Source organism: Burkholderia sp. MSMB617WGS (genome assembly GCF_001532025.2).
Classification (GTDB): Bacteria; Pseudomonadota; Gammaproteobacteria; order Burkholderiales; family Burkholderiaceae; genus Burkholderia; species Burkholderia savannae.
The window spans coordinates 410697-436798 of the sequence record NZ_CP013458.1 but is presented as its reverse complement, the minus strand read 5'-3'; the positions used below and the strand labels follow the sequence as shown (position 1 = coordinate 436798).

Sequence of the window (26102 nt, the reverse complement as noted above, 5' to 3'; positions counted from 1 at the left end):
GAGCGCCGCGTGGACCGCGAAATCCTGCAGAACCGCCCGTTCGACTCGCTCGCGATCGGCGACAGCGCGTCGGTCGTGCGCATGGCGTCGCGCGACGACATCGACCTGTTCGCCGCGATGTCGGGCGACGTGAACCCCGCGCACCTCGACGCGGCGTTCGCCGCGCACGACCTGTTCGGCCACGTCGTCGTCCACGGAATGTGGACGGGCGCGCTCGTGTCCGCGGTGCTCGGCACGAAGCTGCCAGGGCCGGGCACGATCTATCTCGACCAGACGCTGGAGTTCCGGCATCCGGTCGCGCCGGGCGACACGGTCACGGCCACCGTGACCGTCAAGGAAAAGCGTCCGGAGAAGCGGATCGTGCTGCTCGACACCTGCTGCACGAACCAGGACGGCCAGGTCGTGCTGCGCGGCACCGCCACCGTGATCGCGCCCGACAAGCCGCTCACGTGGGAGCGCGTGCCGGGGCCGGAAGTCGCGGTGCGCCGCCACGACCGCTACGAGACGTTCGTGCGCGACGCGCGCGAGCAGCCGCCGCTGCGCACCGCCGTCGTGCATCCGTGCTCGCCCGACGCGATCCGCGCGGCGATCGACGCGCGCGACGAGAACCTGATCGATCCGATCCTGATCGGCCCCGAGGCGAAGATCCGCGCGGCCGCCGAGGCGGCCGGCGTGAATCTCGCGGGCGTGCGGATCGAAGCGGTCGAGCACAGCCACGCGGCCGCCGCGCGCGCGGTCGAGATGGGCGGCGCGGGCCAGGTCGCCGCGCTGATGAAGGGCAGCCTGCACACCGACGAGCTGCTCGCCGCGGTCGTCGGCCCGGCGTCGCTGCTGCGCACCGAGCGGCGCATCAGCCATGTGTATGCGATGGACGTGCCCGCGTATCCGAAGCCGCTCGTCATCACCGACGCGGCGATCAACATCGCGCCGACGCTCGAGCAAAAACGCGACATCTGCCAGAACGCGGTCGACCTGCTGCACGTGCTCGGCGTCGAGCGGCCGCGCGTCGCGGTGCTCGCGGCGGTCGAGACCGTCAACCCGAAGATGCCCTCGACGCTCGACGCGGCCGCGCTCACCGTGATGGCCGCGCGCGGACAGATCGCGGGCGCGATCGTCGACGGGCCGCTCGCGTTCGACAACGCGGTGAGCGCGATCGCCGCGCAGTCGAAGGGCATCGCGTCGCCCGTCGCGGGCGACGCCGACATCCTGCTCGTGCCCGACCTCGAGGCGGGCAACATGCTCGCGAAGCAACTGATGTATTTCGCGGGCGCCGACGGCGCGGGCCTCGTGCTCGGCGCACGGCTGCCCATCATCCTGACGAGCCGCGCGGACAGCCTGCGCGTGCGGATCGCGTCCGCCGCGCTCGCGAAGCTCGTCGCCGAGAGGACGCGCGCCGGCGCGCTCGCGTCATGAGCGAGCCGCTGCTGCTGACGTTCAACGCCGGCTCGTCGACGCTGAAGATCGGCCTCTACAGCGTCGCGAACGGCGAGCCCGCGCCGCTCGGGCGCGGCAAGATCGACTTCAACCGCACGCCGCTCCAGTTCGAATACGCGAACGGCGGCGACGCGCGCACGGTGCCGCTCGCCGCGCCCGTCACCGACGATCTGCACGAGGTGCTCGACGAGGCGCTCAACTGGATCGCCGCGCATCTGTCGCTGCACGAGCTCGTGTCGGTCGGCCATCGCGTCGTGCACGGCGGCGACGCGTTCGACGGCCCGGTGCGCATCGACGATCGCACGCTCGACGCGATCGCGGCGCTCGTGCCGCTCGCGCCGCTGCACCAGCCGCAGAGCGTGCGGCTGATTCGCGCGCTGCGCCGTCTGCGGCCGCATCTGCCGCAGGTCGCGTCGTTCGACACCGCGTTCCACCGCACCCAGTCCGATCTCGTGCGGCGCTTCGCGCTGCCGCGCGCGCTGTTCGACGAAGGGGTCAAGCGCTACGGCTTTCATGGGCTGTCGTACCGGTACGTCGCCGGACGGCTGCGCGAGCGGCACCCGGCGCTCGCGCGCGGCAAGGTCGTGGCCGCGCACCTCGGCAGCGGCGCGAGCCTCTGCGCGCTCGACGCCGGCGTGAGCCGCGACACCAGCATGGGCTTCTCGACGCTCGACGGCATTCCGATGGCCACGCGCTGCGGCGCGCTCGACGCGGGCGTCGTGCTGCATCTGCAGAAGATGCTCGGCCATTCGGTCGACGAGGTCGAGCAGATGCTGTATCACCGCTCCGGCCTGCTCGGCGTGTCCGGCGTGAGCGGCGACGCGCGCGTGCTGCTCGCCGATCCGTCGGCCGGCGCGCGCGACGCGCTCGAGCTGTTCGCATTCCGGATCGCCGGCGAGACCGCGCGGCTCGCGGCGACGCTCGGCGGCCTCGACGCACTCGTGTTCACCGCGGGCATCGGCGAGCATCAGGCCGAGACGCGCGCCGCCGTGTGCGAGCGGCTGCGCTGGCTCGGCGTCGAGCTCGATGCTCACGCGAACGCGCGCAACGCGGAGATCGTCAGCCGCGACGCGAGCCGCGTCGCGGTGCTCGTCGTGCCGACAGACGAGGAGCAGGTGATCGCAACGGATGCGGCATCGGTGTTGCATGCGTGAGCGCTCGGACCGGTCGGGCGGTCCTTCGGGCCTCCCGACCGCTCGATGCGCGTCGTTCCGGGGCGGGAGGCGCGGACCGTCCGCCTGATCCGCCGCGTCGCGCACCGCACGGCTTGCGCTGAGCGTCGCGCGCCACGCGCCGGCGCCGCGGGCGGTGCCTCGGCGATCGGATGCCTCCCGGCTGTCGGGCGAGCGATCGCCCGACGCAGCTGCCACCGGCATCGCCGCAGGTTGCGCCGCGGGTCGCGCCGCAGGTTGTGAATCGGCCCTCTCGCGCTAATGCAAGCGATCGCGTCCGCGCGGCCGGCGGAACCGGGCGTCGGGGCGCAATCGCAACGCACGGTCCGAAGCGAGGATGCAGAAAGAGCGCCGGGCGGGCAGGCGCTACGCGTGCCATCGCCGGCAATGTGAATCGGTCCTCTCACTTTCACGCAAGCGATCGCGTCCGCGCGGCCCGCGAAACCGGGCATCGGGGCGCAATCGCAACGCGCGGCCCGAAGCGAGGATGCCGAAAGGGGCCGGGCGGGCAGGCGCTACGCGTCGACCGTTCCCGGCAATTCCCGATAGATCCGCTCGACGTCCTCCTTCGCGCACAGCGCGGTGCCCGCGTTCAGCAGCGAAGCCGACGCCGCGGCTAGCGCGTAGCGCGACGCATCGGCGACGCTCGCGCCACGGTTGAGCGCCGCGACGAGCCCCGCGACGAAGCTGTCGCCCGCGCCGATCGCACTGCGCACCGCGACCTTCACGCCCGGCAGCCGCACCGCATCGTCGCGCGACACGACGAGCGCGCCGGCGTCGCCGAGCGTCAGCGCGACGATCTGCGCGCGCCCGCTGCCGACGATCGCGCGCGCGGCCGCGAGGCGCGCGGCGTCGTCGTCGAGCGGCAGGCCGGTCAGCGCGCGCAGCTCGCCCAGGCTCGGCTTCACCAGATAGACGCCCGCATCGAGCGCGGCCGCGAGCGCCAGCCCCGACGTATCGACGACCGTGCGCACGCCGCGCGCGTTCGCGAGCCGCGCGAGCCGGCCGTAGCAATCGTCGGGCATTCCGGGCGGCAAGCTGCCGCTCATCACCAGATAGCGCGACGCGTCGGCGAGCCGCGCGAGCGCGTCGACGCAGCGCGGCCATTCGTCGGGCGCGAGCGCCGGGCCCGGCAGCACGAAGCGGAATTCGCGCCCCGTCGATGTTTCGAGCACCGAAAAGTTTTCTCGCGTCTCGCCGGCGACGTCGATGCAGCTCGCGCGCACCCCTTCGTCGGCGAGCAGGCCGCGCAGCGCGCGACCGGTATCGCCGCCCGCGAGATAGAGCGCCGAGCAATCGGCGCCGAGGCGCGTGAGCACGCGCGCGACGTTGATCCCGCCGCCGCCCGGATCGCGCCGCGCCGGCGCGCAGCGCAACTTGCGGGTGTCGGTGATGCGATCGACGGACGTCGCGACGTCGACGGCGGGGTTCGGCGTGATGGTGACGATTTCGGGCATCGTGGCGGTCGGGATGTTCGTGGCGGTTGTGACAAAAGGGTCCGCAACGGAAAGGAAACGGGGTGATCGAACGCGGCGGCGCGCGCCGCGTTGCGCGTGTTCGGTCCGGCGTCGAACCTTCTGCTGCGGAGCAGGTCCGCCGCCGTTGGCCGTTGGCCGTTGGCCGTTGGCCGTTGGCCGTTGGCCGTTGGCCGTTGGCCGTTGGCCGTTGGCCGTTGGCCGTTGGCCGTTGGCCGTTGGCCGTTGGCCGTTGGCCGCTTGCCGCTTGCCGCTTGCCGCTTGCCGCTTGCCGCTTGCCGCTTGCCGCTTGCCGCTTGCCGCTTGCCGCTTGCCGCTTGCCGCTTGCCGCTTGCCGCCGATCAGTGTCGGGCGCCGTGCGCGCGATGCGCAAGCGCCGCCCACGCCTACGCGACGCTCAAATGATCGATGACTTCGCGCACGCCCTTGACCGACCACGCAGCACCGCAAGCCGCGCGCCGCTCGATCAGCGAATCGACGGTGCCGGTCAGCGTGACGATGCCGTCGCGCTCGTCGACGTCGATATGCCCGGCCTCGCGCTGCGCGCGCCGCGCGAGCGCATCCGCGACGCGCTCGCGCACGGTCTCGCCCGCGTCGCGCGAGCGCACGTCGATCCTGTTGACGACGCCGATCACGCCGCGCATCCGGCTCACGACCGTCTCGGCCGCCTGACGCTGATAGCCGAACTCGACTTCGCCCGTGAGCGTCACGCAGCCTTCGTCGACGTCGACGTGAAGCTCCTGCCCGGCAAGCCCTTCCTGCCACGCGAGCGCCGACACGATCGCGGCGGCGAGCACTTCGTCGTCGCGGGGCGATTCGCTCGGCAGCACCTTCAGCTCGAGCACGAGCGCCCGCGCGCCCGCGATGCGCTGCGCGGCCTTCTGCGCCGCGTACTTCTGCGCCCAGCTGGGCACGAAGCCGCGCAGCGTCACGATGCGATCGTGCACCGACACGTCGATCTGCCGCGCATCCAGCGACGGGTCCCAATACAGTTCCTGCTCGACATCTTGCCTGAGCGCAGCATCCGATTTCATCGTCGTCTCCTCGCCGACCGGTTTCGATAAGCGGCCGCCCTCGGCGAACAACGCGCGGCGGCGCACGCAAGCCAGCATCGCGCATTGCGCGGCGCGGACCTTGACGCGCGTCAATGAAGGAGAAGTGACAAACGGATGCGCGGCGATGCGGCCGGCCGATACGCTGCGACGCGGGAGACGGCGCGGCTCGCGGCCGGTTCGTCGTTCGGCCGCCGATGGCCATCACGCGAAAAACCGACGAAATGCGCGGGGGAAAAAATGAAACCGCACGAATATGTACGAAGGCGTACGAATACGTACGAATACGTACGAATACGCGCGGAAACCGGGAAAAGCACGAGAAACCCGAGGCGGCGCGCCGCATCGCGCACGCGCCGCCGCCGGCGCGCCGCGCGTCACTCCAGATAGAACGCGTCCGGCAGCAAGTCGCCCGCGCTCGTCACGCGCACGTCGCCCTTCATGTTCGTCAACACGATTTCGAGCGCCGGCTTGCCGAGCTCGATCATCACCTGCCGGCATGCGCCGCACGGCGCGATCGGCCCGTCCGTCTCGCCGACGACCGCGATCGCCGCGAACTCGCCCGGCCGATAGCCCGCCGCGAGCGCCGAGAACAACGCCGTGCGCTCCGCGCAATTGCACAGCCCGTACGACGCGTTCTCGACGTTGCAGCCGTGGAAGATCTTGCCGTCCTTCGTCGCGAGCGCCGCGCCGACCCTGAAGTTCGAATACGGCGCATAGGCCTTCTCGCGCGCGGCCTTCGCGGCTTCGATCAATGCGTTGTGCGTCATGTCGTGTTACCTCGTTCGATGATTCGATGAGATGTGATTCGGTTCTCGGGGTGCGATGGTGGTGTTGAGCGTCGCTTGTCGCTTGCCGCACGTCGCACGTCGCACGTCGCATGTCGAACGTCGAACGCCGCACGCCGCACGCCGCACGCCGCACGCCAGTCTGCGTCGACGTGCGATTTTATGCCAACGTCCATCGCAGCGCCCCGCACGGCCGGCAGGCTCGATATGCCCGATTCTCCTGAGCCGCCCGATGCTCACGTTGCCTGCGGCGCGTCCGATGTGTGCGCCCCTCGCGCGCGGCCCAATTCGCTCGATTACTCGATCACCGCATAGACGACGCGCGCCTGCGCCGGCTGCTCCGCGCCGATCCGATACGCGCGCCGCACGGCGTCGGCGGCCCGCGCAGCCGCGTCGGGCTCGCGCGCGTGAACGATCGCGATCGGCTGCCCCGCGTCGACGCGCGCGCCCCGCTGCGCGAGCGCGGACAGCCCGACCGCGTAATCCAGCGCGTCGCCGATCTTCGCGCGGCCGCCGCCCAGGCCGACGACCGCGAGCCCGAGCGCGCGCGCGTCGATCCGGTCGATCCATCCGGCGCGCTCGGCGAGAACCGGCGCGGCGAGCGCCGCGCGCGGCAAATGCAGCTGCGGCCGTTCGATCAGATCGGCGGGCCCGCCGAGCGCCGTGACCATCCGCGCGAAACGCTCGGCGGCCGCGCCCGATTCGAGCGCGACGCGCAACTGCCGGCGCGCGTCGTCCGCGTTCGCGGCGAGCCCGCCCATCGTCAGCATCTGCGCGGCGAGCGCGAAGCTGACCTCGCGCAGCCGCGCGGGGCGCGCCGCGCCCGTCAGGAAGTCGATCGCGCAGCGCACCTCGATCGCGTTGCCCGCGCACGGCGCGAGCGCCTCGTTCATATCGGTGAGCGTCGCGGCCGTCTTCATCCCCGCGCCGTTGCCGACGTCGACGATGCTGCGCGCGAGCTCCGCCGATTTCTCCACGGTCGGCATGAACGCGCCGGTGCCGACCTTCACGTCCATCGCGAGCGCGTCGACGCCCGCCGCGAGCTTCTTCGACAGGATCGACGCGGTGATCAGCGAGATCGATTCGACGGTCGCCGTCACGTCGCGCACCGCGTAGATCCGCTTGTCGGCCGGTGCGAGCTGCGCGGTCTGGCCGACGATCGCGACGCCGACCTCGCGCACGACGCGCCGCAGCGCGTCGACGGACGGCGCGACGTCGTAGCCGGGAATCGCCTCGAGCTTGTCGAGCGTGCCGCCCGTGTGGCCGAGGCCGCGGCCCGAGATCATCGGCACGCAGCCGCCGCACGCGGCGACCATCGGCCCGATCAGGAGCGACGTCAGATCACCGACGCCGCCCGTCGAATGCTTGTCGACGACGGGACCGTTCAGGCGCTCGCCGCGCCAGTCGAGCACGTCGCCGGAATCGCGCTGCGCGAGCGTCAGCGCGATCCGCGCCGATAGCGGCAGCTCGTTGAAATAGACGGCCATCGCGAACGCGGCGATCTGGCCTTCGGTCACGTCGCCCGTCGTCACGCCGCGCACGAAACGCTCGACGTCGGCCGCGTCGAGCGGCTCGCGGTCGCGCACCTTGCGGATGAATTCCTGCGGCAGGAAAGTCATGGCTTGCCCAAGTATTTGATTTTCAACGACACGATCGAATGCATCCCGTACGGCGCTGCGCCCCGCCGCGCGCGTCGGCGTTCCATCCGTTGCCGGGACCGGCAGGCCGGGCGGGAATCTCATGAAGAGCGACGCTATCACGGACGCGCAAGCCGCACACGCAATCCCGACGCGCCGCGAAGGCCCGCTCGATCGGAACGATGCGGGCCCGCGATGGAAGCGATCGCGAATCCGGCTGCGCGGGCAACGGCCGATTCCGGCAGGCGGCGGCGTCCCGCGCGCGTGCATATCGAGGCGATCGAATCGAGTGGCGACCGCTCGCCGCGAGCCGCCGGCCACCGGCCATCGCCACCGCCACCGGCCGCCGGACAGCCGGCAAATTCGGCGCATCACTCTAACCGGGGAATTTCCCGGTCAAGAAAGCGATCCCCGCGGCCGTTAAGTTGGCTAAAGACAGGAGGTCGACATGCTCTACGCCATCTTGACGCCGAAAGCGGAAACGCCGCTGGGTTACTACGATTCGTCGGTGACGCCGACACCGGAGGACATGGCCGACCATCTCGCCAAAGCCATGGGATTCGACGATCGCGAGGAATGGATGGAGGCGTATGGAGTCCACAAGCTCGGCTATGCGCCGGTTCACTGACGGGAGCCGCGAGATGCGCGTCGATCCGTCACGCGGTCGCGCACACGTGCGCGCGCCTTTCGCGACGCGCGCGTCGCGGCGGGCGTGCCGGCGGCTTCAACGGCTCGCGCCGGCCATCGGACTGCGCGCGATCCTGAGCGCGCTGCTCGGCTGCCGGTGGCTTCGAGCACTGGCCGAACTCGCGCGTGCGAGCGCGGCCCCCGGCTACAGCCTCGCCGTCGTCGAACGGCGCCCCGATCGCATTCGCCCCCGGCGCGCCCGTATCGACTGACGCCGCCCTTCGGTTCGCGCAACGTCGCTCAATACCCTGCGCCCCGCGTCGCCCCTGCCCGATGCCCGAGCGTCTCGAGCAGATTCCCGAGTAGCCCCGACGCGCCGAAGCGAAACGTCGCGCTCGTCAGATAGCCCGGCCCGAGCTCGCGCTCCGCGAGCGACAGATACTGCGCCGCGTCCTGCGCGGTGCGCACGCCGCCCGCCGCCTTGAAGCCCACCGCGCGCCCCGCCACGCGAATCGTCGCGAGCATCACGGCCGCCGCGTCGAGCGTCGCGTTCACCGCGACCTTGCCCGTCGACGTCTTCAGAAAGTCCGCGCCCTCCTCGATCGCGATCTCGCTCGCCTGGCGGATCGCCGCCGCGTCGCGCAGCTCGCCGGTTTCGAGGATCACCTTCAGACACTGGCCGCCCGCCGCCGCGCGGCATTGCGCGACGAGCTCGCGTCCGACCCGCTCGTCGCCGTCGAGCAATGCGCGATACGGAAACACGACGTCGATCTCGTCCGCGCCGCGCGCGAGCGCATCGGCCGTCTCGCGCGCGGCCGCATCCGGATCGGCCGCGCCGTGCGGGAAATTCGCGACGGTCGCCACCGGCAGCACGAGCCCGCGCGCCGCGAGCGCCGCGTGCGCGACGCCGGCGAAGCGCGGATACACGCACAGCGCGGCGGGCGTGCCGACCGGCGTGTCGGCGGACGCGGCGAGCGCGGCGATCTTCTCGTCGGTGTCGTCGTCGTTGAGCGACGTGAGGTCGATCAGGTGCAGCGCCTTCAGCGCCGCTTCGGTCAATTGGTTGCGATTCAACGAAAGCTCCATGCGAGCACCTCGTTCAAGAAAGGGACAGGAACAGCCCGGCGATCGTCGCGCTCATCAGGTTCGACAGCGTCGCGGCCGCGAGCGCGCGCATGCCGTTGCGCGCGACGTCGGAGCGCAGATCCGGCTCGACCGCGGTGAAGCCGCCCGTGAGGATCGCGATCGACGAGAAATTCGCGAAACCGCACAGCGCGAACGACACGATCGCGATCGTCTTCGGCGCGAGCACGGGCAGCCCGGCCGCGGCAACCTGCGCGGCGTCCTTCAGATACGGCGACAACGCGCCGTACGCGACGAACTCGTTCAGGATCAGCTTCTGGCCGATGAAGCTGCCCGCCACCGGCGCATCTTGCCACGGCACGCCGATCAGCCACGCGAGCGGCGAGAACAGCGCGCCGAGCAGCGACTGCAGCGTGACGCCCGCGAAGCCGAGCCAGCCGGCGACGAGCCCGACCATCGCGTTCAGGAGCGCGATCAGGCCGATGAACGCGATCAGCATCGTACCGACGTTCACGGCGATCCGCATCCCGACGCCCGCGCCGGACGCGGCCGCCTCGATCACGTTCGCCGCGCGCTTCTCGTCGAACTCGAGCGAATCGACGACGACGCGGGACGGCTCCGTCGTCGGGCACAGCATCTTGCCGAACAGCAGGCCGCCCGGAATCGCCATGAACGACGCGGCGAGCAGATACTCCATCTTCACGCCGAGCCCCGCGTAGCCGGCGAGCACCGAGCCCGCGACCGACGCCATGCCGCTCGACATCACCGCGAACACTTCGGTGCCGTTCATCCGCCGGATGAACGGCTTCACGAACGCGGGCATCTCGCTCTGGCCGAGGAAGATCGTCGCGACGGCCGAGCACGCCTCGATGCGGCTCACGCCGAGCAGCTTCGCCATCGCGGTGCCGACGATCGTGATCAGCCACTTCATCACGCCGATGTAATACAGCACTGCGATCAGCGACGTGACGAACACGATCATCGGCAGCACGCGCAGCGCGAACGCGAAGCCGCCGTCGCCGAAGAGCGCGAACATCTTGTCGCCGACGAGGCCCGCGAACAAGAACGCAACGCCGTGCTGGCCCATCTCGAGCACGCTGTTGACCGCATGCGCGATCGCGGCGAGCGCGTCGCGGCCGACGGGCACGAACAGCACGAGCGCGCCGATCGCGAGCTGCGTCGCGAGCGCCGCGACGACAGTGCGGGCGCTGATCGCACGCCGGTTGATCGACAGCGCAAAACCGACGCCGAGCAATACCACGATGCCACACAAGCTGCGCAAGATATCCACGAACGTACCTCGGATGATGGGATGAGAGGCCCGCCGTCGCCGGCGCGGCCGGCGGGCTGGCCAGCCCGCTCGATCGGGCGGACGGGCGCGTCCGTCCAATCGTCGGACGAGAACATAACGTGCGCGGCCGGCGAACGCCAGTGGTCGAATCGATCGGCGAACGAAAGATGCGCGCCCGCGCGTTTCGCGCGCGGTTTCGGTTGTCAGCGGGATTTTGGCGAGGTAGGCGAGGGACGGGTGCTTCGCGGCGATTTGGCGATTTGGCGATTTGGCGATTTGGCGATTTGGCGATTTGGCGATTTGGCGATTTGGCGATTTGGCGATTTAGCGTTCTGCGTTCTGCGTTCTGCGGTCTGCGGTCTGCGGTCTGCGGTCTGCGGTCTGCGGTCTGCGGTCTGCGGTCTGCGGTTTGCGGTTTGCGGTTTGCGGTCGAGCGTTACGCGTCAAGTATCAAGTGTCAGGTATCGAGCGTCGGACATCGAACGTCGGGCGTCGGGCGTCGGGCGTCGGGCGTCGGGCGTCGGGCGTCGGGCATCACGCATCACGCATCACGCATCACGCATCACGCATCAAGCATCAAGCATCAAGCGCACAATATCGTCGCCTCCCGTGCCGGATTCGGACGCCGACGAAAGCGCGGACGCGGACGACGCCACCGAAGCCGTCGCCAACGCCGCAGCCACCCCCGCCGCCTCCATTCCTCCCACCCCCGCGAACTGCGGCGCGAACCGCGGCGCCGACCACCGAAACGGCAGCGCCGCCGCGCTGCGCCGCACCTCGCGAACCCGAAACCGCACGAGACGCCGCGCGCCGTCGAACGCATCGAGCGCCGGCCCGTCCCACACGATCCGCGCGTCGACCGCGACGTACAGCAGATCGCCTCGCTCGAAGTCGACGAACAGCAAACCGGCGCGCGGATCGTGCAGCAGATTGCCGATCGTGTTGAAGAAATTGTTGCCGCTGTAGTCGGGCGTCGTCAGCGTGCGGTCGTCGTCGACGCGCACGAAGCCGGGCGGCCCGCCGCGATGCGACACGTCGACGCCGCGCGCGCCGCCCGCCGCTTCCGACGCGTTCGCGCTCGCAATGAAGAACGTATCCGCTCGCGCGAGCAGCGCGCGGTCGTCGGCGCCGAGCCGCGCGGCGCGGCGCTGCGGCGGCGCGGCGTCGATCCGCTGCGGCGGCGCCGGAGTCGACGTGCGGCTCTGGATGTACTTCGGGCAATTGCCGAAGCTCTGGTCGACCGCCACCGCCATCGCATCGCCCGCGAGCGACGCGACGACGCCGTTGATCCGGTTGCGCCGCCGCGTGTGCAGTTCGATGCCGAGCCCGCCGAGCAGGCTGCCGACGCGCCAGCTGCCGGCGAGCGGATCGTCGCGCAGCGCGCCGCCTGCGATGTCGAGCATGCGCGGCTCCCGCGACGACACGAAGCCCGGCGCGCCGACGCGCAGCGTCGCCCACGGCTGGCCGTCGCCGTCGACGCCGCCGACGACGAAGAACGGCAATTGCGCGTAGAACGCGCGATGCTGATCGGGCATGAACGTGCGGATGCCGCGCCCGCCGGACACGGCGGCCGCTTCCGCGACGCCCGCGCGCCGCTGCGCGGCGAGCTCGCCGTCGTGAAACGGCGCGACGGGCGCCGTCGATGTGGATTGCGTCATGTCGTTCTCCTTCGCGATCGATTCGGCGCCGCGCCCGAGCTCGCGTCACGCGACGCGCAGCCCCGCGCGGCTCGCCCGCATCGGCACGAAGCCCGGCAGCGCCTCGATGCGCGCGAGCCACGCGCGTACGTGCGGATACGGCTCGAGCGATACGCCGCCCTCGGGCGCATGCGCGATGTACGCATATGCGGCGACGTCGGCGATCGTCGGACGGTCGCCCGCCGCAAATTGCCTGGCGGCGAGCTCGGGATCGATCACGTCGAAGAGCCGCTGCGCGATCCTCACCGCGCTCGCGTGATCGAGCGGCGCGCCGAACACGGTGACGAGGCGCGCGGCGGCCGGGCCGTACGCGATCGGCCCGGCCGCGAGCGACAGCCAGCGCTGCACCGCGGCGGCGCCTTGCGGATCTTCGGGCAGCCACGACGGATCGCCGTAACGCTTCGCGAGATAGACGAGGATCGCGTTCGAATCGAACAGCACGGTGCCGCCGTCCTCGATGATCGGCACCTGGCCGAACGGATTGAGCGCGAGGAACGCGGGGCGACGGTTCTCGCCGCCGCGCATGTCGACTTCGACGAGCTCGACGGGCAAGCCGAGCAGCGACAGGAACAACTGAACGCGATGGCAGTGGCCGGACAGCGAGCTCCGGTGGAGCCGAATCGGCGCGGCGGGCAATCGAATGGCGGGCATGGGGCGGCACTCCTCGAACGAAGGGCTAGATACGAAATACGAAGGTCGAAACGCGAAGGTCGAAGGCGGAACACGACGAACGGCGGCGGCGGACCGCCTCGGCAACCGGCGCTTTGCGTCGATCCGCCCGCCGACACCCGCAGCGTAGCGCGCGCATCCCGTTCACATAAGATGGATAATTGCCGAAACACAATCCCTGATGAATGGACAATTGACGATGGCGGACATCCGCGACGTGAACCTGAACCGGCTCGCGATCTTCGTCGCCGTGGTGGAGGCGGGGTCGCTCACGGCGGCGGCCGAGCGGCTCGGCCTCGCGAAGACGATGGTGAGCGCGCACATGCAGCGGCTCGAAGCCGAGGTCGGCGCGAGCCTGCTCGTGCGGACCACGCGGCGGCTCAACGTGACGGAGGCGGGCCGCGCGTTCTGCGACGCGTGCCGCGACATCCTGCGCCAGACGGAAGCGGCGCTCGCCGCGGCGGCGGGCGACGCGGGGCCGCTGCGCGGCACGCTGCGCGTGAGCGCGCCCGTCGACTACGGCGCGCTCGTCGTCGCGCCGGCGCTCGTCGCGCTGCGCGACGCGCATCCGGCGCTCGACGTCGAATTGCAGTGCGACGACCGCGTCGTCGATCTCGTGCGCGACAACCTGGACGTCGCGATCCGCCTCGGCCGGCTCGCCGATTCGAACTATCGCGCGGTGAAGATCGGCGGCTTCGAACGCTGGCTCGTCGCGAGTCCGGCGTTCGTCGCGCGCCACGGCGCGCCGGCCGCGCCCGATGCGCTCGGCGCGCTGCCGTACGTGATGCTGTCGACGGTGCCGCGCACGACGCTCGAGCTTTCGAACGCGCGCGGCGAGCGCGCGAGCGTGCGGTGCAAGCGCGCGTTCGCGTCGAACACGGCGACGGCATGCCGCGCGGCCGTGCTCGCGGGCGGCGGCTTCGGCGTCGCGACGAGCTTCTCGAGCGCCGACGACGTCGCGGCCGGCCGGCTCGTGCGCGTGCTGCCCGCCTGGTCGTTCCCGCCCGGCGACATCCATGCGGTGTTTCCGTCGACGAGCCATCCGTGCGCGAAGGTGCGCGCGCTGATCGACGTGCTGAAGGCCCGGCTCGCGGCGTGAGCGCGAGCCAGGGCGAATGCGCTGAACGGCGCGTCACGCAGGCGCGCCGGCGCATCGCTCATCGGCGAAGCCGGCGCCGGCGAGCCGGCTGCGAGTGAAATGCGAAGCGAGCGCGGGCAGACCGACGACGCAGCCCGGCCGAATCGCGTGCGCGGGGCTCCGCGCGTCGCCGTGGCGGGAATGGCGACGAACCTTCGTTCGACGCGTGCGTCGACACGCAGCCGATCGATCCGCACGACGAGACGATCCGCGCCGATCCGAACGCAAACGCATCGGCGCGCTCGACGCAAGATCGACGCGCATCCGCCGCGCGATCGACGCGCGACGTCCAACGCCGACGCGCCGCCGACGCGACGCCCCGCCCGCTCACCGCTTCGCGAGAAACTGCAACGTGCCGAGCAGCACCTTCCGGCAGTTGCGCACCATCTTCTCCTCGGGATCGCGATAACCGGTCAGCAGCCACGCCGCGCCGACGTTCGTCATCGCGCCGACGAGCGCGAGCCCGATGATCCGCTGGTCCGCGCGCTCGCCGGCCTCCTCGCTCACCGGCCCGGCGAGCGAGATGATCATCTTGCCGAATTCGAGCAGGTTCCGCTGATAGGTCGCGTCGGTTTCCGTGCTCACGCCCATCACTTCGAGCAGCAGCACGCGCGCCGCGCAAGTGTCGCGCAGGAATGCGAAGAATGCGGCGAGACCCGCGTCGACCCGCGCTTCGAGCCCGTCGCGCTCGCCGCCGAGCGCGTCGATCGCGTGCTTCACCGAAACGCGCAGTTGCTCCGCGTGATGCTGATAGGTGCAGCGCAGCAATGCATCGGCGCTGTCGAACGCCGCGTAGAAATAGCGATCGTTGAGCTTCGCTTCCTGGCAGATCGCGCGCACGGTGGCCCGGCGGAAACCGACGGTGCCGAAGATGCGCGTGCCCGCGCGGATCAGCGCGTCGCGGCGCTCCGCGGCGCGGGCCTCGGGCGCGACCCCGCCGTACGGGCGGCCCTTCTTGTCCAGTTCGAGAGAGTTCTCCATTTCGCTATTTGACATCAGTCAATGTAAAAATTAAAGTGGTGACGACTCACACCACATTCAAAATTGACATATATCACGGAGACACCCTTAGGAGGGCCGTGTGATGAGGAATTTTTCCGGCAAGGTGGCGGCGATCACGGGCGCGGGCTCCGGCATGGGGCGCAGCCTCGCCGTCGAGCTCGCGCGGCGCGGCTGTCACCTCGCGCTCAGCGACGTCAACGAAAGCGGCCTCGCGCAGACCGTCGCGATCTGCGCGACGCACGGCGTGAAGATCACGTCGCAGCGGCTCGACGTCGCGTCGCGCGACGCGGTGTTCGCCTGGGCGCGCGCGACGCGCGACGTGCACGGCAAGGTCAACCTGATCTTCAACAACGCGGGCGTGTCGCTCGCGGCGCCCGCCGAGACCGCGCGGATCGAAGATTTCGAATGGATCATGGCGATCAATTTCTGGGGCGTCGTGCACGGCACTCAGGCGTTCCTGCCGTATCTGCGCGAATCGGGCGACGGCCACGTGATCAACACCTCGAGCCTGTTCGGCCTCGTCGCGATGCCGACGCAAAGCGCGTACAACGCGACGAAGTTCGCCGTGCGCGGCTTCACCGAGGCGCTCAGGATGGAGCTCGAGCTCGAAGGCGCGCCGGTCGGCGTGACCTGCGTGCATCCGGGCGGCGTCGCGACCAACATCGCCACCGCGTCGCGGATCGATTCGAGCATCGCGACGCTGACCGGTCAGGACATCGAAACGCATCGCCGCGCGGCGAACCGGCTCATCAACGTGACGACGCCCGAATCGGCCGCGCGCCAGATCGTCGCGGGCGTCGAGCGCAACGCGCGGCGCGTGCTCGTCGGCGCCGACGCGCGCCGCATCGACAAGCTCGCGCGCCTGTTCGGCTCCGCATACCAAGTCTTCGTGCTGCGCTTCGTGCGCAAGTCGCGCGAGCGCAACCTCGCGCGCCAGCAGGCCGCGGCGCGGACCGCTCCCCCTTCCTCCATCAGCAAGGACCCCGCATGAGTTCGACGACAGACTGGAACGCCGCCCGCGCGCTGAACGATCGCGCGCCGCAGGCGGCGACGGGCGGCGACACCCGCGCCGCGACCGACTTCGACGTGCTGATCGTCGGCGCCGGGCTGTCCGGCATCGGCGCCGCGTACTACCTGCGCGAGCGCTGCCCGGACGCGAAATACGCGATCCTCGAAAGCCGCGCGACGATGGGCGGCACATGGGATCTGTTCCGCTATCCGGGCGTTCGTTCGGATTCCGACATGTTCACGCTCGGCTTCAGCTTCCGGCCGTGGCACAGCGACAAGGCGATCTCGGACGGCCAGACGATCCTCGACTACATCGAGGACACCGCGCGCGCGTACGGCATCGACAAGACGATCCGCTTCAATCACAAGGTGATCGCAGCGAGCTGGGATTCGACGAGCGCGCGCTGGACCGTGCGCGTGCAGCGCGCGGGCGACTCGCATCAGGAAGAAGCCGTCTACACGTGCCGCTTCCTCTACATGTGCAGCGGCTACTACGACTACGACGAAGGCCACGCGCCGAGCTGGCCGGACATGGACGCGTACCAGGGCCGCATCGTTCATCCGCAGCATTGGCCGAGCGATCTCGACTACAAGGGCAAGCGCGTCGTCGTGATCGGCAGCGGCGCGACCGCGGTGACGCTCGTGCCGTCGATGGCGGGCGACGCGCGCCACGTGACGATGCTGCAGCGCTCGCCGACCTACATCGTGTCGCTGCCCGCGCGCGACGCGATCGCGAACGCGCTGCGCCGCTGGCTGCCGTCGGGGCTCGCGCACCGGCTCGTGCGGCTGAAGAACGTGCTGCTGACGATGTACTTCTACAACCTCGCGCGCCGCCGCCCGGACGCGACGAAGAAGTTCATCATCCGCGCGGCGGGCAAGCAGCTCGGCCCGCAGTTCGACGTCAACAAGCATCTGACGCCGCGCTACAAGCCGTGGGACCAGCGCCTCTGCCTCGTGCCGAACGGCGATCTGTTCAAGGCGATCCGCGCGGGCAACGCGTCGATCGTCACCGACGAGATCGAACGCTTCACGCCGACCGGCCTGCGCCTGAAGAGCGGCCAGCGCCTCGACGCGGACGTGATCGTCACCGCCACGGGCCTGAAGCTGAAGATGCTGGGCGGCGCGGCCGTGACCGTCGACGCACGCCCCGTCGACCTGTCGCAGACCGTGTCGTACAAGGGCATGATGTACAGCGGCGTGCCGAATCTCGCATCGTCGTTCGGCTACACGAACGCGTCATGGACGCTGAAGGCCGAGCTGATCGCGCAATACGTGTGCCGGCTGCTCGAGCACATGCGCACGCATGGCTACGACGTCTGCGTGCCGCGGCTCGCACCCGGCAGCATGGAGCTCGATCCCGTCGTCGACCTGACGTCGGGCTATATCCAGCGCGCCGCCGGCGTGCTGCCGAAGCAGGGCACGAAAAAGCCGTGGAAGTCCTACCAGAACTACGCGCGCGATTTCGCCACATTCAGGTTCGGCTCGCTCGCCGACGGCGCGATGCAGTTCGAGCGCCGCCGCCCGGCGCTCGCCGAACGTGACGACACCCGTCAGCCCGCCTACGAAGGAAGGTGATCCCGATGATAATCAAGCTGTTGCACTTTCTCGCTTATGCGTTCGTCGCGCTGTTTGCGTTCACGCTGTTCACCGCGCACCGCATCAAGAAGATGTTCCCGCCCGAGGGCAAGTTCGTCGACGTCGGCGCGGACCGCCTGCACTACGTCGAATACGGCGAAGGCCCGCCGATCGTGTTCGTGCACGGCCTCTGCGGCCAGTTGCGCAACTTCGCGTATCTCGATCTGCAACGGCTCGCGAAGTCGCACCGCGTGATCCTCGTCGATCGCCCGGGCTCCGGCCGCTCGACGCGCGGCCCGCGTTCGACCGCCAACGTCTACGCACAGGCTCGCACGATCGCGATGTTCATCGCGACGCTCGGCCTCGACAAGCCGGTCGTCGTCGGCCACTCGCTCGGCGGCGCGATCTCGCTCGCGCTCGCGCTCAACCATCCGCAGTGCGTGAGCCGGATCGCGCTGATCGCGCCGCTCACGCACACCGAAACCGAGCCGCCCGGCCCGTTCCGCGGGCTCGCTCTGCGCTCGTCGCTCGTGCGCCGCTTCGCGTCGTTCACGCTCGGCATTCCGGTGTCGATTCTGCAAAGCCGCAAGGCGATCGAGTTGATCTTCGCGCCGGAAACCGTGCCGCACGATTTCGGCGTGAAGGGCGGCGGCCTGATGGGGCTGCGGCCGCACGCGTTCTATTCGGCGTCGTCGGATCTCGTCGCCGCGCCGGAGGATCTGCCCGACATGGAAAGCCGCTATGCGTCGCTCGCCGTGCCCGTCGACGTGCTGTACGGCCGCGGCGACCAGATCCTCAACTGGCAGCGCCACGGCGAGGCGCTCAAGAAGCGGCTCGACGCGATCAACCTGAAGGTCGTCGACGGCGGCCACATGCTGCCCGTCACGCAGCCCGCGCAAACGACCGACTGGCTGCTCGAAGTTGCCGACGCGCCGGTGCCCGCCGAGCCCGAACGCCTGACTGAAAGCGTCGAGAGCTGAGCCGACGGTTCGCGTCGGGCGGCTTTCGCGGCGCGTACGCGCGCTGTGAAACCGTTCGATTCGCGTGAGATGCGCCGCCTTTTTTGGGCGGCGCTTTTTTTAGGTTCATCGCAGGAAACCGTGGAGGGTTTTCGAGCGATTGCATAATCTGACACCTGATTTTGAGGATATCGGAGGAAGCAATTGCTCGATCGAAAGGCACTTCAGGCACTGGGCTGCTGGACAGGTTATCGGCTGGAACGTGTGGAATGGCCACAAGGAGAAGAGCGCACGCTATCGCTGTATCTGAAGCCGGTCAGCAAGGTCATGTACTGCGAGCAATGCGGTGCACGCTGCCAGCAGATCCACGAGACGACGGTTCGTCGAGTGCGCGATTTGCCGCTGTTCGAATACCGGGTGGTGCTGCACGTTCCCCGTCGCCGGGTCTGGTGCGAACACTGCGGCGGCCCGCGACTGGAGAAGCTGGCGTGGCTGGGCCGCTACCAGCGAGTGACGGAGCGGTTCGCCAAAGCCTGCGAGAAGCTGCTGCAGGCCGCCAGCGTGCAGGCGGTAGCGGCCTTTTACGATTTGGGTTGGCACACGGTCAAATCGATCGACAAGATGCGCTTGCGAGCGCGTGTGGCCGAGCCGGACTGGTCGGCGATCCGCTATCTGGCGATGGACGAGTTCGCGCTTCATAAGGGCCATCGCTACGCCACGGTGGTGGTTGATCCGATCGGCCGGCAGGTGCTCTGGGTCGGGCCCGGACGTTCACGCGAAACGGCGCGAGCCTTCTTCGAACAACTGCCTGAAGGCGTGGCCGAGCGCATCGAAGCGGTCGCCATCGACATGACCACGGCCTATGAACTGGAGATCAAGGAACAGTGCCCGCAGGCGGAAATCGTCTTCGACCTGTACCACGTCGTGGCCAAGTACGGGCGCGAGGTGATCGATCGGGTACGAGTGGATCAGGCCAATCAACTCCGGCATGACAAGCCGGCGCGGAAGGTGCTGAAGTCCAGCCGCTGGCTGCTGCTGCGCAACCGTCATAACCTGAAACCCGAACAGGCCGTGCACTTGAAGGAGCTGCTGGCCGCCAATCAGTCGCTGTTATGCGTCTATGTGCTGCGCGACGAACTCAAACGGCTCTGGTTCTACCGCAAGCCGGCCTGGGCGGAAAAGGCCTGGGAGCAATGGATCGAACAGGCTCAGCAAAGCGGGATCGCCGCCTTGCAAAAGTTCGCCGAGCGCTTGCAGAGTTACTGGCACGGAATCGTGGCCCGCTGCCGCCATCCGCTCAATACCAGCATCGTTGAAGGCATCAACAATACGATCAAGGTCATCAAGCGTCGTGCTTACGGGTACCGTGACGAGGAGTACTTCTTCCTCAAGATCCGCGCCGCGTTCCCCGGAATTCCGCGATGAACCTTTTTTTATGCCGCGACGAATCGCGATGAGCGATGAGCGATGAGCGATCGGCGATCGGCGATCGGCGATCGGCGATCGGCGGTCGGCGGTCGGCGGTCGGCGGTCGGCAATCGGCGGCATGACGAATGCATGCCGTTCGTTGCACGCGCAACGAACTCGGCGCGGCGCCATCGCCACGCGCTTTATTACGCACACCTTCCAGCCCGTCATCGATTACATTACATCGGCCCGTCGCCTCGCTGCGTCCGGAGCGCCGGGCCGCCGTTGCGCACACACGCGACGATCCGATCGCCGCGCATGCATGCGGCAATCAGCCGCATGCGCAATCGGGGCGCAAGCTCGGGATCAGGCTTGCAACGACGAAAAATGATCGCCGCACGAATCCGTGCTCGACGATCGCGATAATCGGAAGGAAAATCTACGATCGTATCCACGGACGAAAGAACGCGCGCGACGCCCTCGTCCGTGCCGGCCGGCGAACGGCCGCCGAATCGCGCGCCGCCGCGGCAGCCGCGTGGAAACGGCCTTGTGCGACGCTCGAATGATCAAGAAAATGCGGCATTGCACGATAACCCGAATAATCGTTGCTTCGCGCGAGCCGGCAGCCCGCGCGAAGCGGCGGATGAAACGACGGTCCGATCGCACGGCCCCCGCGAACCGCGATGCCGCCGATCGGCCGCCCGACAGGCCTCCGACGTCATGCGCAAGCGCTCGACCTTCTTCGCGACTCGTTACCTGCAGTCCTGGATGCAGAGCCTGATGTCGCCGGCGGGCATCATCGTTTGCGGCGCGCTGCTGCTCGCGCTGATCTGGCTGTTCGGCGCGCGTGTGCTGTACGAATCACGCAAGGACGCGTACCTGCACGCGACCGAAAACGCGCACAACCTCGTGCTGCTGCTCGAACGCGACGTCGCGCGCAACATCGAGCTCTACGATCTGTCGCTGCAGGCGGTCGTCGACGGCGTCAACGATCCGCACATCATGGCGCTCGACCCCGCGATACGCAGCAAGGTGCTGTTCGATCGCGCGGCCACCGGCAAGTATCTCGGCACGATCTACGTGATGAACGAGCACGGCGACATCGTGCTCGATTCGCATTTCCCGCATCCGCCGCCCGTCGCGAATTTCGCGTATCGCGACTATTTCGCCTATCAGCGCGACCATCCTCAGGGCGGCCTCTACATCAGCGAGCCGTACGCCGCGCGCCTGCGGCACGGCGCGCTGACGATCGCGCTGAGCCGGCGCATCACGCGCGCCGACGGCTCGTTCGGCGGCATCGTCGCGGGCACGCTCAGCATCGACTATTTCCGCGCGCTGCTCGACGGCCTGTCGGTCGGGCCGGGCGGCACCGCGTCGATCTTCGAGACCAACGGGCTGATGATCACGCGCCTGCCGTTCGACCCGAAGATGGTCGGGCGCAGCATCGCCGGATCGGAGCTCTTCACGCAAGCGAAGGCGCGCGACGAAGGCGTGTTCACCGCCGTCGCGTCGATCGACGGCGTGCGGCGGCTCTACGTGTACAAGCGGCTGCCGGGGCTGCCGATCGTCGTCGCCGTATCGCCCGCCGAACACAACGTCTTTCTCCAATGGCGCATCCGCGCGCTGCGGCTCGGCTTGTTGATGCTCGTGTTCGGCGTCGTGATCCTGACGGGCACCGCGCTGCTGTCGCACGAGCTGCGCTGGCGGCGGCACGCCGAGCTGCGCCTGCAGCGGCTCGCGCGCACGGACGCGCTGACGGGCCTCGGCAATCGCCGCGCGTTCGACGAAAACCTGCGCAGCGAATGGGCGCGCGCGCTGCGCACCGGCCGGCCGCTGTCGCTGCTGTTCGTCGACATCGACCAGTTCAAGGATTACAACGACTGCTACGGCCACCAGGCGGGCGACGACGTGCTGCGCGAAGTCGGCCGCTGCCTCGCGCTGAACGTGCGCCGCGCGGCCGACGACGTCGCCCGCTACGGCGGCGAGGAGTTCGTGATCACGCTGCCGGACACCGATGCGAAGAGCGCGTCCGCGATCGCCGAGCATATCCGCCGCGCGATCTACGATCTCGACATCGAGCACGCAAGAAGCCCGTACGAGCGCGTGACCGTCAGCATCGGGCTCGTCACGTCGCGCGAGAACGTCGCGCATTCCGACACGACGCTCGTCAGGATGGCCGACGCCGCGCTGTACCGGGCGAAATCGTCGGGCCGCAACCGCGTCTGCGACGCGCAGCACGCATAGCGCACGCGGCTCGCGCGTCGGGCCCGTTTTGGCCCGCTTGGGTCCAATTTAGCCCGATTTAGCCCGTTTCAGCGCGGTTTCCGCACACCCGCCGCCGCGCCGCTTTGCGTCTCGCGAAAGCGCCCGAAAGGAACCGAGGCCGCGCGGCCCGGTCATTCGTATACGCTATCGCTTTGTCCACACACGAACCTATTGTCTTGAATCATGCGAGTCGGCCGCCCCGTTCCCGCCCTGCCTCAACCCGTCTGCGACTACTGCGGCGCGAAAGCGACGCTCGCGCGCTACGGCGAGGAAGCGTATCCATACCGCGAAGATCACGGCGAGCTGTGGATCTGCCCGCCGTGCGACGCATGGATCGGCGTCTTTCCGCGCAGCCGGCGCCACGTGCCGCTCGGCCGGCTCGCGAACGCCGAGCTCAGGCACGCGAAGTCCGAGCTGCATGCGGCGCTCGAGCCGCTCGTCGCCGCGAAGATGCGGCGCGACGGCTGCAACGCGTTCGAAGCGCGCGCGAAAGGCATACGCTGGCTCGCGACGCAACTGGGGCTCGACGCCACGTCGAGCACGATCCACACGTTCGATCTCGACGCGTGCCGCGGCGCGCTGCGGCTCGTCGAGCAATTCATATCCCGCAAATCGCCGCCCGCGCATTCGTAATACTTATTCGCCATTACTGCGGCGCATCAAACGCTTTTCACATCCCAGCTTACATTCTGCCTTTATCGAATTTGGTTCAAACGAATTACGCTTCTAAATTTTTTAGATCGAATCAAAAAAAGTTTGACGCTTCAATTTTTTCCTTGCTATCTTTTCGCAAACAAATGCCGCATCGATACGCGGTGCAAGCATTAACCAAACATCTGCCTGACTGAATTCTTCCAATTTAATTACGTTATTTACGAGGGGCGGCTTTCAATCCACGAAGAAACCGCGGCACGCTTCCGGACAATCGATTAATTCCAGATTAACCGGCAATCCTTCGCCATTCATCGCGAATCGGAAATATCGAAAATCACTCGATTAATACGGATTTTCGAGATTGGATTCCCGAGCGGCGCAAAGCGAATGCCGGAATCTCGGTGGGCGAGCGTTTGGCCGGCGCGGCCAACGAAGGCGGCAAACGACGAACGATGCGCGCGGCGAGAGGGCGCCGCGCACCGCCGACGCGCAGGCAGCATGGCTGATTTGACGGCCCCGACCGGCTCGCCCGGTTCCGGCCGGTCTACTGAGTAGGTGTTCCGTCTCGCGCGCCGCTTCGTCGCGGCTGCGCGACGGGCTCGTGTTGTCCGAATTTGCTGAAAGACGCGGTACAGCCGCCGCGTGACGGATCGACGCCGATCCGCCGCGCCGCATGCGGATCGCGCAACGAATTGCGGCGCGGCGCAAGCAGTGCTTTCGCGCGCCATATGAATGGGATTCCTAAGCATTTGACGAACGGCCCGCCGAATCGGGCGCGCGTTCGCGTCGGCATGCGGGTGCGCCCGACGCCGCCGCGAACGTCGAGCTCGACCACGCCGCGCCGCCTCAGCCATCCATCGAAGGGAGGGAATCATGTCGCCGTGAACGTCAGCTTCGCCGCATCGCCGTGCATCGGCTGCGCGCCGCGCGTCCCTACCCCGTCGGACCCAGGCTGCGCATCCGTTCTTCATCATTTTCTTGGGACTCCAAAAATGCAGAGAACTCAGCATGTCAACCGGCTATTCTCGAAACGCTTCGCGCTGTCGCTGCTACCGCTGGCGATCGCCGCTGCGTTGTCCCCGCTTTCCTCGCAAGCCGCATCCGACTGGGCACCGACCCGCACCGACGCCTTCCTGATCGCGCGCGCGCCCGCCGCCGCCGCATCGCAGACGCTCGCCAAGACGGCGCCGAGCTACACGCTCAACGTGATCGGCACGCCCGAGCTCACCGACACGAACGTCACGCCGCTCGAGCTGAGCCAGCCGCTGCGCGTGACCATCGTGCTGAAGAGCCGCAACGAAGCGCAGCTCGACGCGCTCGTGCGCGAAGTGAACCAGCCCGGTAGCGCGAACTATCGCAAGTACCTGACGCCCGAGCAGTTCAAGGCGCGCTTCGCGCCGACCGACGGCCAGGTGCAGGCCGTCGTCGCGCACCTGAAGGCGAACGGCTTCAGCAACGTCACGGTATCGGCGAACAACAAGCTGATTTTCGCGGAAGGCAACGCGTCGAACGCGGAGCGCGGCTTCCGCACGACGCTCAAGCGCTTCAACTATCGCGGCAAGGCGGTCTACGCCAACGACTCGGCCGCGCTGGTGCCCGCATCGCTGAGCCCGTTCGTCGAATCGGTGCTCGGGCTGCAGAGCGCAGCCGTTCCGCATCGGCTGATCCATCGCGGCACGCCGGCCGACGCGCGCATCCAGACGGACACGATCACGAAGAACGCGACGACGGGCGGCTCGCAGGTCGGCCATCAGCCGACCGATTTCGCGCAGATCTACGACGCAAGCGGCCTGCCCGCCGCGACCAATACGACGGTCGGGATCATCACGTGGGGCGACATGACGCAGACGATCGCCGACTTGAACACGTTCACGCAGAACGCGGGCCTGCCGACCGTCAACACCGCCGTCGTCGCGGGCAGCTCGGGCACGCTCGCGAACGACGGCGATCCGAGCGAATGGGATCTCGACAGCCAGACGATCATCGGCACGTCGGGCGGCGTGAAGCAGCTCATCTTCTATGCGGCCGTCAACGGCGACAGCAACGACAACGGCCTCACGAACGCGACGCTGACCGCCGCGTACAACAAGGCCGTCACCGACAACGTCGCGAAGGTCATCAACGTATCGCTCGGCGAAGACGAGGCGGCCGCGAATTCGGACGGCTCGCTCTCCGCGAACGACGCGGTGTTCAAACAGGCGGTCGCGCAGGGGCAGATCTTCTCGGTGTCGTCGGGCGACGCGGGCGTCTATCAATGGTCGACCTCGCCGTACGGTTCGCCGGGCTACGTCGGCACGTACAGCGGCGGCCGGGTCACGACGAAGATCAATCTGGCGAAGTACAGCGTGTCGTCGCCGGCGAGCTCGCCGTACGTCGTCGCGGTCGGCGGCACGACGCTGTCGACGAACGGCACGACGACCTGGGCGGGCGAAACCGTGTGGAACGAAGGGCTCGCCTACGCGGACGTCAACAGCAGCGGCCAGGTGCTCGACAACGCGGTGCGGCTGTGGGCGACAGGCGGCGGCGTGAGCGGCTACGAGACGGCGCCGAGCTGGCAGACGGCCGCGCTCGGCAGTTCGGTGACGAAGCGCGTGGTGCCGGACGTCGCGTTCGACGCCGCGCAATCGACGGGCGCGTATCTCGTGATCAACGGCCAGGCGAATCAGCTGGTCGGCGGCACGAGCCTCGCGTCGCCGATCTTCGTCGGCGGCTGGGCGCGCGTCGAATCGGCGAACCGCAACAGCCTCGGCCTGCCGACGTCGGCCTTCTATCAGGGCCTGCCGAGCAATGCGTCGCTGCTGCACGACGTGACGTCGGGCAACAACGGCTACAACAACTACGGCTATAGCGCGACGTCCGGATGGGATTACGACACCGGCTTCGGCAGCCTCGATTTCGCGAAGGTCAGCGCGAGTTCGGTGAAGTAACGGGCGGGAAACGCCGCGCGTGGCCGGTTCGGGGCGCGCGGCGGGTTTCGTGCCGGCATGCCGGTGCCGGCGCGCCGACGTGCCGGCGTGGCGAATACGCCGGCAAATGCGGTGAATTCGAGATGCAAGTTCGACACGCGCAACCGAAACTCGGGCCCGCGCGGCATGCGTCGGAAGTCGATTGCCGGCGGGTGCATGGCCGTCGATGAGGGCGACGCTTTTCATCGAGAGGCAAATTTCGG

Annotated in this window: 21 protein-coding genes and 1 pseudogene; 13 read left to right on the top strand and 9 right to left on the bottom strand. The window is 68.7% G+C overall.

Going from position 1 to position 26102, the window contains the following annotated elements:
• The first annotated feature begins 9 nt into the window (after nucleotides 1–9).
• Nucleotides 10–1413, top strand: coding sequence for a bifunctional enoyl-CoA hydratase/phosphate acetyltransferase (locus tag WT60_RS21990; protein WP_038749325.1), 1404 nt, complete (start codon nucleotides 10–12; stop codon nucleotides 1411–1413).
• Nucleotides 1410–2588 carry an acetate/propionate family kinase gene (locus WT60_RS21985; protein ID WP_060356462.1) on the top strand — a complete coding sequence of 393 codons (1179 nt, stop codon included), beginning with the start codon at nucleotides 1410–1412 and terminating at the stop codon, nucleotides 2586–2588. The genes WT60_RS21990 and WT60_RS21985 overlap by 4 nt, the downstream gene beginning before the upstream one ends.
• A 533-nt stretch (nucleotides 2589–3121) precedes the next feature.
• On the opposite strand, the gene WT60_RS21980 is transcribed toward WT60_RS21985, so the two are convergent.
• The 4 genes from WT60_RS21980 to deoA form a co-directional block, all read right to left on the bottom strand.
• Nucleotides 3122–4063 (bottom strand): 1-phosphofructokinase family hexose kinase, encoded by a 942-nt coding sequence (locus WT60_RS21980; protein WP_038749320.1) that lies wholly within the window; start codon nucleotides 4061–4063, stop codon nucleotides 3122–3124.
• A gap of 404 nt (nucleotides 4064–4467) precedes the next feature.
• Nucleotides 4468–5115, bottom strand: a complete 648-nt coding sequence (locus WT60_RS21970; protein ID WP_038749398.1) for a BON domain-containing protein — start codon at nucleotides 5113–5115, stop codon at nucleotides 4468–4470.
• A 395-nt stretch (nucleotides 5116–5510) separates the two neighbouring features.
• A complete protein-coding gene (locus WT60_RS21960; protein ID WP_038749317.1) occupies nucleotides 5511–5903 on the bottom strand; it encodes a cytidine deaminase in 393 nt (130 codons plus the stop codon).
• Nucleotides 5904–6217: 314 nt separating this feature from the next.
• A complete protein-coding gene (gene deoA, locus WT60_RS21950; protein ID WP_060355564.1) occupies nucleotides 6218–7540 on the bottom strand; it encodes a thymidine phosphorylase in 1323 nt (440 codons plus the stop codon).
• A 466-nt stretch (nucleotides 7541–8006) separates the two neighbouring features.
• On the opposite strand from deoA, the gene WT60_RS21940 reads away from it, so the two are divergent.
• Together WT60_RS21940 and WT60_RS21935 are read left to right on the top strand one after the other, a co-directional pair.
• Nucleotides 8007–8186: a hypothetical protein gene (locus tag WT60_RS21940; RefSeq protein ID WP_038749313.1), complete on the top strand. Its 180-nt coding sequence runs from the start codon at nucleotides 8007–8009 to the stop codon at nucleotides 8184–8186.
• Between the two features lie 13 nt (nucleotides 8187–8199).
• Nucleotides 8200–8457, top strand: a complete 258-nt coding sequence (locus WT60_RS21935) for a hypothetical protein (protein WP_060355565.1) — start codon at nucleotides 8200–8202, stop codon at nucleotides 8455–8457.
• A gap of 28 nt (nucleotides 8458–8485) precedes the next feature.
• On the opposite strand, the gene deoC is transcribed toward WT60_RS21935, so the two are convergent.
• From deoC to WT60_RS21915, 4 genes and pseudogenes are all read right to left on the bottom strand, one after another.
• The gene (gene deoC / locus WT60_RS21930; protein WP_038749308.1) at nucleotides 8486–9271 is read right to left on the bottom strand and encodes a deoxyribose-phosphate aldolase; all 786 of its coding nucleotides are present in this window, start codon (nucleotides 9269–9271) and stop codon (nucleotides 8486–8488) included.
• A gap of 13 nt (nucleotides 9272–9284) precedes the next feature.
• Nucleotides 9285–10559 (bottom strand): NupC/NupG family nucleoside CNT transporter, encoded by a 1275-nt coding sequence (locus WT60_RS21925; protein WP_038749304.1) that lies wholly within the window; start codon nucleotides 10557–10559, stop codon nucleotides 9285–9287.
• 614 nt (nucleotides 10560–11173) lie between these two features.
• Nucleotides 11174–12338, bottom strand: a pseudogene (locus tag WT60_RS21920) (pyridoxamine 5'-phosphate oxidase family protein); the annotation flags it as partial.
• Nucleotides 12263–12907: a glutathione S-transferase gene (locus WT60_RS21915; protein WP_038749298.1), complete on the bottom strand. Its 645-nt coding sequence runs from the start codon at nucleotides 12905–12907 to the stop codon at nucleotides 12263–12265. The gene WT60_RS21915 and the pseudogene WT60_RS21920, both read right to left, overlap by 76 nt.
• A 217-nt stretch (nucleotides 12908–13124) precedes the next feature.
• On the opposite strand from WT60_RS21915, the gene WT60_RS21910 reads away from it, so the two are divergent.
• A complete protein-coding gene (locus WT60_RS21910) occupies nucleotides 13125–14024 on the top strand; it encodes a LysR family transcriptional regulator (RefSeq protein ID WP_059579407.1) in 900 nt (299 codons plus the stop codon).
• A 366-nt stretch (nucleotides 14025–14390) separates the two neighbouring features.
• Here WT60_RS21910 and WT60_RS21900 read toward each other — a convergent pair whose 3' ends face one another.
• On the bottom strand, nucleotides 14391–15044 hold the full coding sequence (locus WT60_RS21900) for a TetR family transcriptional regulator (RefSeq protein ID WP_038749292.1): 654 nt from the start codon (nucleotides 15042–15044) through the stop codon (nucleotides 14391–14393).
• A gap of 103 nt (nucleotides 15045–15147) precedes the next feature.
• Here WT60_RS21900 and WT60_RS21895 point away from each other — a divergent pair, with 103 nt between their 5' ends.
• The 8 genes from WT60_RS21895 to WT60_RS21850 all read left to right on the top strand — a co-directional run bounded on the left by WT60_RS21895 (nucleotide 15148) and on the right by WT60_RS21850 (nucleotide 25860).
• Nucleotides 15148–16056 (top strand): SDR family NAD(P)-dependent oxidoreductase, encoded by a 909-nt coding sequence (locus WT60_RS21895; RefSeq protein ID WP_038749289.1) that lies wholly within the window; start codon nucleotides 15148–15150, stop codon nucleotides 16054–16056.
• Nucleotides 16053–17648 carry an NAD(P)/FAD-dependent oxidoreductase gene (locus WT60_RS21890; RefSeq protein WP_038749286.1) on the top strand — a complete coding sequence of 532 codons (1596 nt, stop codon included), beginning with the start codon at nucleotides 16053–16055 and terminating at the stop codon, nucleotides 17646–17648. The genes WT60_RS21895 and WT60_RS21890 overlap by 4 nt, the downstream gene beginning before the upstream one ends.
• 5 nt (nucleotides 17649–17653) lie before the next feature.
• A complete protein-coding gene (locus tag WT60_RS21885) occupies nucleotides 17654–18628 on the top strand; it encodes an alpha/beta fold hydrolase (RefSeq protein ID WP_059579418.1) in 975 nt (324 codons plus the stop codon).
• Nucleotides 18629–18811: 183 nt separating this feature from the next.
• Entirely contained in the window at nucleotides 18812–20032 is a 1221-nt protein-coding gene (locus WT60_RS21875; RefSeq protein WP_100185282.1) for an ISL3 family transposase, read from the top strand.
• A 128-nt stretch (nucleotides 20033–20160) separates the two neighbouring features.
• Nucleotides 20161–20580, top strand: coding sequence for a hypothetical protein (locus WT60_RS34635; RefSeq protein ID WP_152611724.1), 420 nt, complete (start codon nucleotides 20161–20163; stop codon nucleotides 20578–20580).
• 214 nt (nucleotides 20581–20794) lie between these two features.
• Nucleotides 20795–22258: a sensor domain-containing diguanylate cyclase gene (locus tag WT60_RS21865; RefSeq protein WP_038749395.1), complete on the top strand. Its 1464-nt coding sequence runs from the start codon at nucleotides 20795–20797 to the stop codon at nucleotides 22256–22258.
• Nucleotides 22259–22462: 204 nt separating this feature from the next.
• Entirely contained in the window at nucleotides 22463–22912 is a 450-nt protein-coding gene (locus WT60_RS21860; protein WP_059641799.1) for a zinc-finger-containing protein, read from the top strand.
• 1013 nt (nucleotides 22913–23925) lie between these two features.
• On the top strand, nucleotides 23926–25860 hold the full coding sequence (locus WT60_RS21850) for a S53 family peptidase (RefSeq protein WP_060356096.1): 1935 nt from the start codon (nucleotides 23926–23928) through the stop codon (nucleotides 25858–25860).
• Nucleotides 25861–26102 lie beyond the last annotated feature (242 nt).